The organism is Rossellomorea sp. LjRoot5 (assembly GCF_964253455.1).
Taxonomy (GTDB): Bacteria; Bacillota; Bacilli; order Bacillales; family Bacillaceae_B; genus Rossellomorea.
Genome location: NZ_CAXUQN020000001.1, coordinates 3,447,953 through 3,460,481, shown reverse-complemented (window position 1 = coordinate 3,460,481; position 12,529 = coordinate 3,447,953). Strand labels below are relative to the sequence as shown.

At 46.0% G+C, this 12,529-nt stretch carries 13 protein-coding genes; 10 read left to right on the top strand and 3 right to left on the bottom strand.

Annotated features, from left to right (window positions below):
- Positions 1-103: 103 nt before the first annotated feature.
- The 10 genes from ACSQ2E_RS17615 to ACSQ2E_RS17570 all read left to right on the top strand — a co-directional run bounded on the left by ACSQ2E_RS17615 (position 104) and on the right by ACSQ2E_RS17570 (position 9,522).
- Positions 104-388 (top strand): DUF3784 domain-containing protein, encoded by a 285-nt coding sequence (locus ACSQ2E_RS17615; RefSeq protein WP_435992639.1) that lies wholly within the window; start codon positions 104-106, stop codon positions 386-388.
- The gene (locus ACSQ2E_RS17610) at positions 388-1,242 is read left to right on the top strand and encodes an alpha/beta fold hydrolase (protein ID WP_435994619.1); all 855 of its coding nucleotides are present in this window, start codon (positions 388-390) and stop codon (positions 1,240-1,242) included. The genes ACSQ2E_RS17615 and ACSQ2E_RS17610 overlap by 1 nt, the downstream gene beginning before the upstream one ends.
- Positions 1,243-1,349: 107 nt before the next feature.
- On the top strand, positions 1,350-2,318 hold the full coding sequence (locus tag ACSQ2E_RS17605) for an ATP-binding cassette domain-containing protein (RefSeq protein WP_435992637.1): 969 nt from the start codon (positions 1,350-1,352) through the stop codon (positions 2,316-2,318).
- Complete coding sequence (locus tag ACSQ2E_RS17600) at positions 2,308-3,087, top strand: ABC transporter permease (RefSeq protein ID WP_435992635.1); 780 nt, start codon at positions 2,308-2,310, stop codon at positions 3,085-3,087. Before ACSQ2E_RS17605 ends, ACSQ2E_RS17600 begins: the two co-directional genes overlap by 11 nt.
- 165 nt (positions 3,088-3,252) lie before the next feature.
- Positions 3,253-3,648, top strand: a complete 396-nt coding sequence (gene spxA, locus ACSQ2E_RS17595; RefSeq protein ID WP_435992633.1) for a transcriptional regulator SpxA — start codon at positions 3,253-3,255, stop codon at positions 3,646-3,648.
- Positions 3,649-3,722: 74 nt separating this feature from the next.
- Positions 3,723-4,139 carry an RrF2 family transcriptional regulator gene (locus ACSQ2E_RS17590; RefSeq protein ID WP_435992631.1) on the top strand — a complete coding sequence of 139 codons (417 nt, stop codon included), beginning with the start codon at positions 3,723-3,725 and terminating at the stop codon, positions 4,137-4,139.
- Positions 4,140-4,198: 59 nt separating this feature from the next.
- Complete coding sequence (locus ACSQ2E_RS17585) at positions 4,199-4,531, top strand: IDEAL domain-containing protein (protein WP_034762219.1); 333 nt, start codon at positions 4,199-4,201, stop codon at positions 4,529-4,531.
- Between the two features lie 285 nt (positions 4,532-4,816).
- Positions 4,817-5,827, top strand: coding sequence for a C45 family autoproteolytic acyltransferase/hydolase (locus ACSQ2E_RS17580; protein ID WP_435992629.1), 1,011 nt, complete (start codon positions 4,817-4,819; stop codon positions 5,825-5,827).
- A 186-nt stretch (positions 5,828-6,013) separates the two neighbouring features.
- Positions 6,014-7,753, top strand: coding sequence for an ABC transporter ATP-binding protein (locus ACSQ2E_RS17575; RefSeq protein ID WP_435992626.1), 1,740 nt, complete (start codon positions 6,014-6,016; stop codon positions 7,751-7,753).
- Positions 7,750-9,522 carry an ABC transporter ATP-binding protein gene (locus tag ACSQ2E_RS17570; protein ID WP_435992624.1) on the top strand — a complete coding sequence of 591 codons (1,773 nt, stop codon included), beginning with the start codon at positions 7,750-7,752 and terminating at the stop codon, positions 9,520-9,522. The genes ACSQ2E_RS17575 and ACSQ2E_RS17570 overlap by 4 nt, the downstream gene beginning before the upstream one ends.
- Before the next feature lie 117 nt (positions 9,523-9,639).
- On the opposite strand, the gene ACSQ2E_RS17565 is transcribed toward ACSQ2E_RS17570, so the two are convergent.
- The 3 genes from ACSQ2E_RS17565 to ACSQ2E_RS17555 form a co-directional block, all read right to left on the bottom strand.
- Positions 9,640-9,843, bottom strand: coding sequence for an IDEAL domain-containing protein (locus ACSQ2E_RS17565; RefSeq protein WP_435992622.1), 204 nt, complete (start codon positions 9,841-9,843; stop codon positions 9,640-9,642).
- A 534-nt stretch (positions 9,844-10,377) separates the two neighbouring features.
- Positions 10,378-10,710 (bottom strand): SdpI family protein, encoded by a 333-nt coding sequence (locus ACSQ2E_RS17560; protein WP_435992620.1) that lies wholly within the window; start codon positions 10,708-10,710, stop codon positions 10,378-10,380.
- Between the two features lie 14 nt (positions 10,711-10,724).
- On the bottom strand, positions 10,725-12,425 hold the full coding sequence (locus tag ACSQ2E_RS17555) for an alpha/beta fold hydrolase (protein ID WP_435992618.1): 1,701 nt from the start codon (positions 12,423-12,425) through the stop codon (positions 10,725-10,727).
- Between the last annotated feature and the right edge of the window lie 104 nt (positions 12,426-12,529).

Here is a 12,529-nt window from a genome sequence, read left to right as displayed (position 1 = left end):
AACAGGTCCCTTGGTACGCCATTGGGGCTTTTTTAGTAAAAATATGGAACCTTCGTGGAGCTGAAACGTACATGTACTAACATGAAAAAATGGAGGAATCACTATGGACTACGGTTTGCTGATGATCGGTCTTGCTCTTGTCCTGGTTTCATATTTAGTCGGTGTCAAAAAACAAACATGGCTGTTAGCAGGCTTCAATGAAAAGATGATCAAAAATAAGTCTTTATTGGGTACTATTACAGGGCTTTTCTTCTTTCTTCCATTAGGTTTGATGGTGATCATCAACAGCTTTATCGATTATGCCTATGAGGGAACCATTCTGGTGGTGGTCATGTTGGTTCTGTTAACGGGCGTGTATGTATTCATTAATAGGAGGCTTATGGATTGATGGAAGAAGAGTATGTCATGATCAACGGAAAGAACGTTTTTATCACTAAAAAAGGAGCAGGGGAGCCGATTGTTTTCCTCCACGGCGGTCCAGGCGGGAGTTCTGACTATTTCCTCCCTCACATGGAGCCTTTAGGGGAAAGCTTTCAGATCATTTTTTATGATCAAACGGGGTGCGGAAGATCAGAAGTAGGGGAAGGCCATTCATATTCCATAGATGATGAAGTCAACCATCTTGAAGAAGTCAGAAAATCCCTCAACCTGGAGAAAATGACGCTTTTCGGCGAGTCTTGGGGGAGCATTCTGGGCCTATCGTATGCGGCGAAACATCCGGACCGCATCCATAAACTTGTCATTACTGCCGCAATCGGTTTATCTTCTCAAGACTATCGGGCCTTCAAAGAACGCCTTTTTCGAAAACTCGGATTCCACAAGAAAATGCTGCTCGGTTATTATTCCCTTTCTTCTCTATTGGGTGTCGATTCTTCTCGAAAGCTTGAACAACTTTTCGACCCTCATTACGTGTATTCAGTCGACACATTAAAAAAGAAAGCAATGATCTCATACAACCAGGATGCCCTTAAGCATATTGGCAAAGAACTTGACCACCATTACAATCTGGTCCCGTCCTTGCCTGTTTTTAGATCTCTCCCCATCATGATTGCTCAAGGATCACACGATATATTACCGCCTGCCTATATGAAGGAAACCGTTTTGGTACATTTGAATAATGTCATCCTTAAAGAAGTAGAAGAAAGCGGGCACTGGACCATACTTGAGCAACCGGAAAAAATGATTGCATTAACACGTGAATTCATGAGTTCCACAGGGACAGCCTCCCCGGTTCACTCTTAAGAGCCAAGATTCCTGTCCCCTTGGTATGCCAACACATCGGCACACACCTAATAAAGGATAAACCAATCCCCTCCTCGAATAGAAATAGGTAGAACGGAGGGAAGCTCATGAATGGCAGGATTGTAGTGGAGAATCTAACCAAAACATTTAAAAAAGGAAACGTGCAGGCAGTGAAAGGTATATCTTTCCGAGTCGAGGAGGGGGAGTTTTTCGCTTTTTTAGGTCCCAATGGGGCCGGGAAATCGACGACGGTCCAGATTTTGACGACATTGATCAATGCTTCTTCCGGAAAAGTGGAAGTGGCCGGATATGATGTCATCGGGGAGGCGGAACACGTCCGCCGGCATATCGGCGTGGCCCTTCAGGAGACGGGGGTCGACCCGGATCTGACCGGCCGTGAGATGGTGGAGCTTCAGGCTTTTATTTTCGGCTTCGGGAAGGAAGAAGGGAAACGAAGGGCACAGGAGCTTCTGGAAATTGTGGATTTATCAGAAGCATCTGAGCGAAGGATCGGTGGTTATTCCGGGGGGATGAGAAGGAGACTGGACCTTGCCCTCACCCTGGTCAACGAACCGAATATCCTTTTTCTGGACGAACCGACGACAGGACTGGATCCGTCGAGCCGTGCAGCGATCTGGAAAGAGCTGCGCCGTCTGAACAAGGAGAAGGGAACGACGATCTTTCTCACAACGCAGTATCTGGAAGAAGCCGACTCCCTCGCAGACCGGATCGGCATCATCAATAAAGGCGAAATCGTCGCCATGGGATCACCGAAGGACTTGAAGGCAGAGATCGGGCAGGATCTCATTACCCTCACCTTGAAAGACCGGGATGTGATCGAACATAGTGTGAACCTGATTCGCACCCAAATGGAAGGGGTCGATGTCCTCGCCCAACAAGAAAAGATCCTCGTTTATGTAGAAGAGGGAACGAAGCAGCTTCTTGAGGTCGTCCGTATCCTTGACACAGAGGATATCGGAATCATCGATATTCAATTGTCTTCTCCTACACTGGACGATATCTTCCTTAAATTGACGAGCGAGACGAAGGAAGGGGTGAAGAGCCATGGGGAATAATGTGTTCAAGGACACGTGGCTCATGACGATCCGGAACATCAAAACCACCATCCGTAACCCTTTTTCATTCATTCCTAATCTGATTATTTCAGCTTTCTTCCTTCTGGTGTACGAGGGAGGACTGAGCGGTATATCCCAGTTGCCGACCTTTGAAGGTGCCGATTACCTTGCCTTCATCCTTCCCGTTTCGATTGTATCTGCTGCCATCGGTGGAGCTGGGGGAGCGGGGCAGAGCATCGTAAAGGATATTGAAACCGGCTTTTTCTCAAGACTGCTTTTAACACCGGCATCGCGACTTGCCATCGTCCTCGGTCCGATCATTGCCGGAATGCTGCAGCTGCTTGTTCAGACGCTCCTTATCATAGGAATGGCCTTTTTACTCGGTCTGAACGTCAAAACAGGATTTGCCGGGGTTTTGTTTGTCCTGCTGATCGCGATTGGCTGGGGACTTGCTTTTGCCGGGTATTCCGTCGGGATTGCCCTGCGGACGAGAAATGCCCAGGCCGCCCAGGCGGGGACATTTATCTTTTTCCCGCTCATTTTCTTAAGCACGACCTTTGTTCCACTTGAATTGATCGAGGCTCAGTGGTTAAAGATTGCGGCCACGATCAACCCGACGACCTATGTGTTTGAAAGCATGCGGACCGCTCTCATCGACGGCTGGGTGTTTTGGGATCTGATGCAGGGTGTGATCGCCATTGTGATCGTTTGTGCCATCACGATTACATTCGCCGCCGTGTCTGCGAAAGGTGCGGTATCACGGAAATAAAAAGCAGAATCCTTCTCTGGATGGGGAAGGATTCTATTTTAAAAAAGCGGTTGACAATTCTAACTGTAAATATTATTATTACAGTGTACCCGGAATCAGGAGTGCATTTATTTTCATCATAACTGTTACTTTTTTTATTACATTTAAAAAGGAGTGTGTAAACACATGGTCAATTTATTTCTGACACCGAGCTGTACGTCCTGCCGCAAAGCGAGAGCGTGGCTAGATGAACATTCAATACCCTATGTGGAACGCAATATGCTGACAGAACCATTGACGCCTGATGAAATCAAGTCGATCCTCCGCCTGACGGAAAATGGCACAGAGGACATCATCTCTAAACAATCAAAGGCGTACCAGGAGTTGAAAGTAGACATTGATTCATTACCACTCCAGGATTTATATAAACTAATCAGGGAAAACCCCCTTATACTGAAACGACCGATCATGCTGGATGAGAAAAGATTGCAGATCGGATATAACGATGAAGAAATCCGTAGCTTTCTCCCAAGGAAAGTGCGTAACTTCGAATACAATGAGTTGCAAAAGCTGGCCAATTAACCGGAAAACCGGATTCTTGACAGTGTAAACTGTAAAAGTTAACATTACAGTAACATCCGTGAAGGAGGCAGGCCATGAATAGTGACTTTACCTTAGCCATCCACAGTTTAACGTACTTGGCACTGCAGACGGACCGCATGTCGACAAGCGATGCGATTTCAGAAAGTGCAGGGGTCCATCCGGTCCGGATCCGCAAAGTCCTCAGTCTTCTGAAAAAGCAGGGATTCATTGCGTCGAAAGAAGGGACAGGCGGCGGATTCATCTTTGCCATGGACCTCAGCGATATTAACTTGTGGGATATTTATAAAATCACATCAGAAGGCGCCCTGCAGCCAAAATGCACTGCTACCAATGATAAGTGTCTAGTGGGCGCCAATATGAAAAGTGTCCTGTTCCAGATTTTCCTCGGTGCAGAAGAAAAACTGGGAGATTACTTAAAGGATTATACGATTAAAGACATCGTCGAGATGATTCATCAGGAGAAAGCATAAAAGGCTTTCTTTTTGACTAATTGTAACAAATAACATTACAGTTTGGAAGGTGAAAAGGAATGTCAAACGAGCAAACACTTTTAAAAATTGGAGATTGGGTCAAAGGGAAATTACTTACCGGAGAACTGGTCATCGGCTATATTGAGAACCTGGACACCAAAGGAGAAGCTGTCAAAGCTAAAATCGTGACCAGCGATAATAAAACGATCGAAGGGAAGATACTTCCCCTGCTAAACAGACAAATAAACAAAATTCCCGATACACATGTCAAAAATAAAGAACAGATCCAGTATCTGATCGACCTGGCCCTCGAAACGGGAGACGAAGAGTGGTTCCTTGAGCTGACAGCTAAGTTGAACTCCATGAGGGAACTGGTTGAGGGTGTGAAGTGAAGAAAAGCTGAAGGGGGTTGGCTCTTCAGCTTTTTATTTGTGAGAGAGAAAGAAAATTCGACAAGCTGGCATGATTATCTGAAATCCCGCTCTATTGTTTCATATACCGCTTGATTTCTAAGAAATCCGGCATGATTAAATGAAATCTCGCATGAAAGGACTAAAAATCCGCATGAATCCCGTCTTCCCCGTAAATGCGAGTTACTCCATCAGTCCAAAATAAGCACAAAAAGACAGGTGAGTAGCAATCAGGAAGAATAAGATGGAAGCAAGGAGGGATTTTACATGTCGGATTTCACAGTACAAATCTTTCAATTGAGGGGCAGCTCATATCATATCGGGGTAGATACGGGTGAAGAGATGAGAGCAACGTCAATCTTACATATGCTGGGTTCGATCACCAAACAAGAGATTGATCTTCCTGAAATGAAATCGATTTATTCCTCGTTCGCTCCACACCTACTGGATGAGCTGGAAGGCCTTGCAGAAGGATTTGGTATTTCTTCTCATAAAGCAGCGGCTTTGTTTAGCGGCTATGACGTCCCAAAGACTGAAGCAATGGGATGTTCCAGCCTTCTTACAAAGGATTATTATGTGAGGAATTATGATTTTTCCCCGGATTTATATGATGGGGTTTTTAGCCTGGTGCAACCGGAACAGGCCTTTGCATCCGCAGGGTATAATCTTCAGCTCCTGGGGAGGCATGACGGCGTGAACGAACGTGGTCTGGTTGCAGGCTTGCACTTTGTCAGTCATGACGGCTACAGAAAAGGAGTCTCTCCCTGGACTGCCATACGGATGGTTCTGGATACGTGTTCTTCCCTTGAAGAAGCAGTTACCTTACTAAAGCAAATCCCGCACTCCGCCTGTTATAACTTTTCCCTCGGAGACCGAAATGGAAAGATGGCAGAAGTGGAAGCGAGCCCTGAGAAGGTGACGGTCAGGTATGGAGAATCTTTTCTGTCATGTGTGAATCATTTTCAGGACGAACAAATGAAAAGGAAAAATCGGCCATCCATCGCAGGCTCCCTCGAGCGAAATATACATCTACTGAGTTTTAAAAAAAACCTTTCCCATCAACAAACCTTTCACCATTTTAAAGACATCGAATCCCCGGTTTTCTTCACGGATTACGAGAATTTATTCGGCACGCTTCACACCTTTTCGTATTCCTATCATGATTCAAGAATCCTAACAACCATTGCCGGGAGCAAGCAGGTTCTGGATGTAAACTTACAGGATTGGGTGAATGGGTACGATATTCCCGTAAAGAACCTAATTGGCTATATTGAGTGAACAACGAAAAGCTGATCCCACGCCGGGGATCAGCTTTTTCTTCATCCAAAAGTCGTAGAACCCATATGCCCCAACGACCGAAGAAGAAAAATGAAAGGATGAATATACTTAATTTATACAGTATTCAAATTATAGTGAATATTTTCATCCGTTGGTATAAAATAGAATTTTGTGAGGGGGTTCAACATGAACTTATTAAAAATAACTTTAAATCATTTTAAGCCTTATTGGAGGAAGCTTTTGGTGGCACTTGTTTTTTCCGTCAGCGGAGGTCTCTTTACCATCGTTCCGTCGATTCTCGTGAAGAGGTTGGTAGATGACGTCATTGTCGGAGGGGATCTGAACTTTCTTGTCTGGGTAGTAGGCGGGATTCTCGGAGCTTATCTCGGAAAGTCCCTGTTTGAAACAATGCAGGAATATGTGCAGGTCAAGATCGGGCTTGATGTGATCACAGATATGCAGATCCGGGCGTTCAGGAAGTTGCACCGGACCCCGATGTCGTTTTTCTCGAAGACGCCGAGGGGGGATATGCTCTTCCGTCTAACACACGATGTGGAATCGATTCAGAACCTTAATAATACGGTCGTACCCCGCATTCTGCAGCAGGTGGTGGGAGCGGTCGCTGCCTTTTCCACGGTGTTTGTTTTATTCTGGCCTGCGGCGATCGTCATGTTCGCGGTTTTTGCCATTTATATCATTCCTTCCTTTACATTGGGGAAAAAAATGCGGAAGATGAGCGCGGTCCAGCGGGAGATGAGTGCGGATATGTATCAGCACCTGCAGGAAAGCATTGAAAGTGTCCGACTGGTGAGGACTTATCAGACGCAGGATATGGAAGTTGGCACGCAGGAGAAGAAGCTGAGTGATTGGAAGCAATTCTCGATCCGGGCAGCACTGATCGGAAAGGTGAATTGGCGCCTCGGGAATCTCTTTAATATCGCAGCACCTGGTGTGGTCATGCTGATCGGAGGCTGGGCGATCTGGGACGGAACGATCACGATCGGTACGCTCGTGGCCTGCCTGAGCTTCATTCCCATCATGTTTTTACCCGTGAGATCCATGGCAGAACATGCCTTGACCATTCAGCAGGCGATTCCGGCCCTGCAGCGGATTTACGAATATTTCGATCTGCCCGAAGAACATGAAGAGAAGCTTCCTGCTTTTGGTCTTGTAAAAGGAAAAATAGACTTACAGAATCTATGGTTTTCGTATCCCGGGACGGATAAACAGGTCTTAAAAGGCGTTTCTTTGTCTCTCGAACAGGGGAACCATATCGGGATCGTCGGAACGAGTGGCGGAGGGAAGAGTACGCTGGTCCAGCTGTTACTTGGATTGTATGAACTACAGCAGGGCTCGGTGATGATCGATGACAAGAATCTATTCGACTATAACCGGAACAGCTTCCGTCAGCAGGTAGGGGTCGTATCCCAGGAAACTTTCCTCTTAAATAGTACACTCCGGCAAAATCTATTGTACGGAAAACCCGATGCGACGACAGAAGAACTCGATCAGGCTGTAGAAGCGGCAGGGTTGAAGGAGTTGATCCTTTCACTGGAAGAAGGATATGAAACGATCGTCGGGGAGAGGGGATTGAAACTTTCAGGCGGACAGAGGCAAAGGGTGGCCATGGCCCGTGCCATCCTTAGACAGCCGCCTGTTCTGATCTTCGATGAAGCGACTTCTTCCCTTGACGGTGAAACGGAAGAGCGGGTGCAGGCTTCCTTGGAAAAACTGATTCCGGGACGGACCACGATCACCATCGCCCACCGTCTTGTCACCGTAAGGAATGCCGATGTCATCATTCTTCTCGATGGAGGAGTCGTGGCGGAAAAAGGCACTCATGAAGAACTGCTTTTAATGCAAGGGAAGTATTATGAATTATACAGGGCTCAATACAGCGAACTTGAAAGGGAGATGATCGGATGAGCGCAAAGAAGAATCGCGACGGCAGAAGAGTGCTAAGCTTTCTCCGTCCTTATAAAAAATGGGTCATCGCGGACTCCATCGTCATCGCCATCAGCCAGGTATTCTCGGCATTGATCCCGACTCTTGCCTTAAGCTGGCTCGTGGATACGATCATTCCCAACGAACACTATAACTGGCTATGGGGATTGATGTGGCTACTGATTTTATCTGCAGTACTGGATCTGGTCATGATGGTCATCGACGAGTATTTCTGTCATCAGACCGCAAAGACCGTGACGAATTGGCAGAAGCTTCGTCTGTTCCACCATCTGCAGATTGTCCCGTATTCGTTTTACCATCATAATTCCACAGGGGAGATGCTTGCAAGGGTATCGGATGATCCGGACACACTTCACAATTTTCTGGCGTGGGAAGGCTCCACTTTCATGGCAAGCGTGCAGGGGGTCTTTATTTACAGCCTGGTGCTCCTATGGATTCATCCTTACCTGATGATTACAAGCGTCGTCCTTGGCGTGATTTTCTACTGGACTTCTAATGTCGTAGGAGCAAGAACCCGAATGGCGTCAGCGGATGCCAGGAAAGAAGCGTCGAGATATCTTGAGAGATTGAGAGAGTCAGTGACGGGGATCCATCTCTCCCGGGTCATGGGCGTGTCGGAGAGTGAAGTGGACAGCGTGATCTCTATCCGTGACAGCTTCGTGCAGCACTCGGTGAAAGAACTGAAAGCGAGGATGCAATCCGTTGTCGTCATTGCGAGTTATAACGGATTTGCCCTGGGACTGGTTTATTTGATCAGTACGCTCTTAATCTGGAATCAAGGACTGACAAGTGGCCAGATGCTGACAGCCGGTGGACTCGTGACCATTGCGGCAAATGAGATGCAAAGGCTTCTCAGAAACTGGCTTTCTGTCAGAAGAACAGGTCCTGCGTTGGATCGTTCGGAAATTTTGCTTGCCGAGGAAGTGTCGGAAGCTGAGGTGTCAGAAGGCATCGCCGGTGAACGGGCAATCGGCAGCATCCGTCTTCAGGACGTCGCATTTTCTTATCCTGGTAAAGATGAAAATGTATTAAATGGTGTTTCTTTTTCCATTGGTGCCGGGGAAAAATGGGCACTGGTCGGCCCGAGCGGATCAGGCAAATCCACGATTGTCGATCTCTTATTCAAGCTCTATGATACGGGAGTCGGCCTGATTGAAGTGGATGACAGGGATATCAGGGAGTGGGATACAGCGTGGCTGCGGTCGCAGATGGCCATTGTCACCCAGGATGTCATGCTGAGGAGTGGAACATTGGCTGATAATCTGCGGATCGGTAAGCGGGATGCGACGGATGGGGAGCTCTTGAAAGCACTCGAAGACAGCGGTCTCGGTGATCTGATCGAGACGCTGCCTGAAGGGCTTCATACATCGATCGGTGAAAGGGGAAGCCTCTTATCGGGTGGACAGAAACAGCGTCTGTCACTGGCCAGGGCATTATTGAAGGACGCGCCTATCTTGATCCTGGATGAAGCGAGCTCCGCACTTGATCCGATAACGGAAACGAAGATCAACGAAGCCGTACTGAGGGCCGGGAAGAATCAAACGATCATCATCGTATCCCACCGGCTATCGACGGTCCTGTCTGCGGATCAAATCGTCGTCCTGGAGGATGGACGGATTGCAGAGCAAGGAAAACACGCTGAACTTCTTCAGAATCAATCCGGTGTCTATTCGAGACTCTTTGGCAGGGAAGTGGAAATTGGCGGGGCGACGATTGATTATGTGTCGTGAGGTCATGTAGGTTGGATTTAGTATAAAAGAAAACGATTCTTAAAACATAAAAGAGGATCCATTTCCAACTACAAATCAGTAGGGAATGGTCCTCTTTTTATTTATTGTCATATTTAATTATTCCACACTCTGGATTTCCTTCAATTCCTCCGTCAACCGCAGGAATTCTTTTTTATTCCGGTTACATAATGCCTGGTCAATATCTTGTGCGATTTGCTTTTTCCGAAATGTCAGCAGTGCCTCGTCCAATATCATTTCTGCAAATAGGGAATCCATGTGATTTACATCAGACTGTGGTGAGTTCAGCAAATACTTCTTCATGAAAATCAGCTCCTTGACCTTTTTTCTATTATACTAACCATTTATAGAATATTCAAACATTTTATTAAAAAAATATTCTGACCCTCGACCTTGGTTCAGGGTGTATTCTGCATATAGGAGCATTATTAAGGTAAACTGAGAACCCCCGACTCTTTTCAGAATCGGGGGTTTCGTTATCCCAGATCGCCAGGAAGGCTAATAATAGTAGTGTCTGATATTTTTTAATGGCTATCACATTTCATCCTCCAGCTCCGGGATGAATAGTTCATCCAAATCGTCATCCTTAATTCATATCAGCAAGAATTACACAAAAGTGCACATGAAAAAAAGTGTCCATATAATATGAACACTTCAGGAGGAGATTGTCACGCCGCATTACATGCGTTACGCCAATCATTTGAATGTGATTTCTCACCTTCACCTCCAATATAAAGTATGAAACGGGTTTCAGAGCAAGAGGGAAATCAAAAAATGTCTTCAATAAAAGGAGATTTGGCATTTATGAGGCCGGATTTCCTTTGAGACATGCAATGATTACAGTTCTTTAGCATAAAAGAAAGTTCGTACAACAGGTGGAACGAGCCACACACACGGTAAAAAAACCAGAACAACCTCAGCTGTCTCCGTAAAGGGAGGCAAAAACAAAAAGACCATTCCAGCCAGGAATAAAGGGACAGACCATAGAATTATCTGCAAGGCCCCATATCGATTGATCTTAAACCAGGCTTCATCAGATTCGAATGATTTTGAAATCCTGATCCCATAATACGTATTCATCTTGATTTTCCCTAAAAGTAACGGAATGCTGATACCGATGAAAATGAGGGAAGCACTTATATGTGTGAGAGAAACGCCAATATTACTCATTTTAAAAAGCCTCTCTATCTTTGGAGACGGCATTCATGATCTGCTTCCACCAGTCCATCCAGAAATCTGCGAATTTCTTTGTTAGCCCGCATTTCATTCTTCTTTTTAGAAAAACCATGACCTTCGTCATGAAACAAGAGATACTCAACAGAGACCCCTTTGTGTTTTAATTCATCTACAATCCGCTCCGACTCCTCAGTCTTCACCCTTGGATCGTTCTCCCCGTGAATGATGAACATCGGAGAATTCATATGGTCGATATAGGTAATAGGTGAGTCTCTTACAAGCTTTTCATAGTCTGTTTCGGGATTTCCCACCATTTGATCCATAAGGGTTTTCCAACTTGCCGGAACATTTTTCAGGAAGGTTAATAGATTCGATATGCCAAATATATCGACAATCCCACAGAAATACTCAGGATGTCGCCCGGCGAGAAGCAGACTCATATAGCCGCCATAGCTTCCGCCCATCGACACGATTTTACCCTTTTCTGCAATCCCTTCCTGTATAAGCCAATCCAATCCAGCCACACAGTCGTGGCGAGGTCCGTCCCCCCAGTTCTGTTCCACCATCTTCTCGAATGTTGCCCCGTAGCATTTACTGCCTCGGAAGTTGGGGGCGAAGAGGGTATAGCCGCTTTGGACGAGATACTGAATCACAGGTCTGTAGATCATACGCTCTGCTTTCTGGGGTCCCCCATGCGGCCAGAGGATGGTGACTCCATTTGTTTTCTTTGGTCTGTACAGCAGGGCTTCAATTTCCAGGCCATCATAGCTTTCGTAGTGGACGACGTCCGGTTTAATCATGTTTCCATCAGGCACTCCAAGTACTTTGGTATTCGTCACCAGTGTCCAGCAGCCGTTCGTTTCCCTTTTGAAAATGGTATCCGTTTTGTCAGCAGAAATTCCAAGCACAAAGAGGCTTCCATTCTTGGTGACTTTTATTTTTTTGACGACATCGCAGGGGATATCGATTCTCTCTCCCTCACCCGTCGACATTTCATAGACATATAGATGATCCCTTACGCCTTTTTCCGCCGTCATGAAGATCGTATTCGATTGTGGGTGGAACTGGATCGAAGTGATTTCTTCTTTATCTAATGCAAACAGAGGGTGGAATTCATAGGTTAAAAGGTTAAAAGAAGCAAGATATGAAAATTCTTTTCCATAGTTCGTTGTGAAATAAATAAACTCCCTGGTCAAGTAAATATCCTTGATCGTATGAGCGGTGTTAACATCCGGTACCAGGGGCACTTTCGTATCACCAGTCTGGTAAAAGGCAGTGGAATGGGTGTTGGAGTACGTTTCTGTATAGACATAAGACCCGTCGGAAGAGGCGGCTGCCACAACGATCGGACCATGATCACCTTGTTGGATAAGAGTGGTATGGCCCGTTTGTAAATCGGTTTTATAAATGTTCAACAATGGGTTTTCGTGGTTGGTAGAGTAGTACATTTCCTGATCTGTAAAGCAGGCGTGATAGCAAGTGGAACCGGATTCCTCTTCATGGAAGGGGATAGGGGTACCCCCTGATAAGGGCATGTGATGCAATTGCTGATTTTCATCGCCATCCTTCTCGAAGGTTGCAACGATTTGATTTTGATGAATATGGATGAGGCTGCTATTCTGGTTAATGGTCGTTAACCGATAAGGAAACAGATGAGGTAGATCCATGGCCCATAGGTTAAAGGTTCCGTTAAGGTTCGTGCTGAACACGAGTTTGTCTTCGTTTTCATTAATGGTGAAGGTGCTGATTTCAGTAGTGTGGAAATAATGTTCGACTTCAGTTGCAGTGCGGATAGGTCATTCCTCCTTGGAAT

Bases quoted from the DNA above. Each gene is read 5' to 3' on its own strand.
- ACSQ2E_RS17615 (WP_435992639.1), top strand. From the start codon at position 104: ATGGACTACGGTTTGCTGATGATCGGTCTTGCTCTTGTCCTGGTTTCA.
- ACSQ2E_RS17610 (WP_435994619.1), top strand. From the start codon at position 388: ATGGAAGAAGAGTATGTCATGATCAACGGAAAGAACGTTTTTATCACT.
- ACSQ2E_RS17605 (WP_435992637.1), top strand. From the start codon at position 1,350: ATGAATGGCAGGATTGTAGTGGAGAATCTAACCAAAACATTTAAAAAA.
- ACSQ2E_RS17600 (WP_435992635.1), top strand. From the start codon at position 2,308: ATGGGGAATAATGTGTTCAAGGACACGTGGCTCATGACGATCCGGAAC.
- spxA (WP_435992633.1), top strand. From the start codon at position 3,253: ATGGTCAATTTATTTCTGACACCGAGCTGTACGTCCTGCCGCAAAGCG.
- ACSQ2E_RS17590 (WP_435992631.1), top strand. From the start codon at position 3,723: ATGAATAGTGACTTTACCTTAGCCATCCACAGTTTAACGTACTTGGCA.
- ACSQ2E_RS17585 (WP_034762219.1), top strand. From the start codon at position 4,199: ATGTCAAACGAGCAAACACTTTTAAAAATTGGAGATTGGGTCAAAGGG.
- ACSQ2E_RS17580 (WP_435992629.1), top strand. From the start codon at position 4,817: ATGTCGGATTTCACAGTACAAATCTTTCAATTGAGGGGCAGCTCATAT.
- ACSQ2E_RS17575 (WP_435992626.1), top strand. From the start codon at position 6,014: ATGAACTTATTAAAAATAACTTTAAATCATTTTAAGCCTTATTGGAGG.
- ACSQ2E_RS17570 (WP_435992624.1), top strand. From the start codon at position 7,750: ATGAGCGCAAAGAAGAATCGCGACGGCAGAAGAGTGCTAAGCTTTCTC.
- ACSQ2E_RS17565 (WP_435992622.1), bottom strand. From the start codon at position 9,843: ATGAAGAAGTATTTGCTGAACTCACCACAGTCTGATGTAAATCACATG.
- ACSQ2E_RS17560 (WP_435992620.1), bottom strand. From the start codon at position 10,710: ATGAGTAATATTGGCGTTTCTCTCACACATATAAGTGCTTCCCTCATT.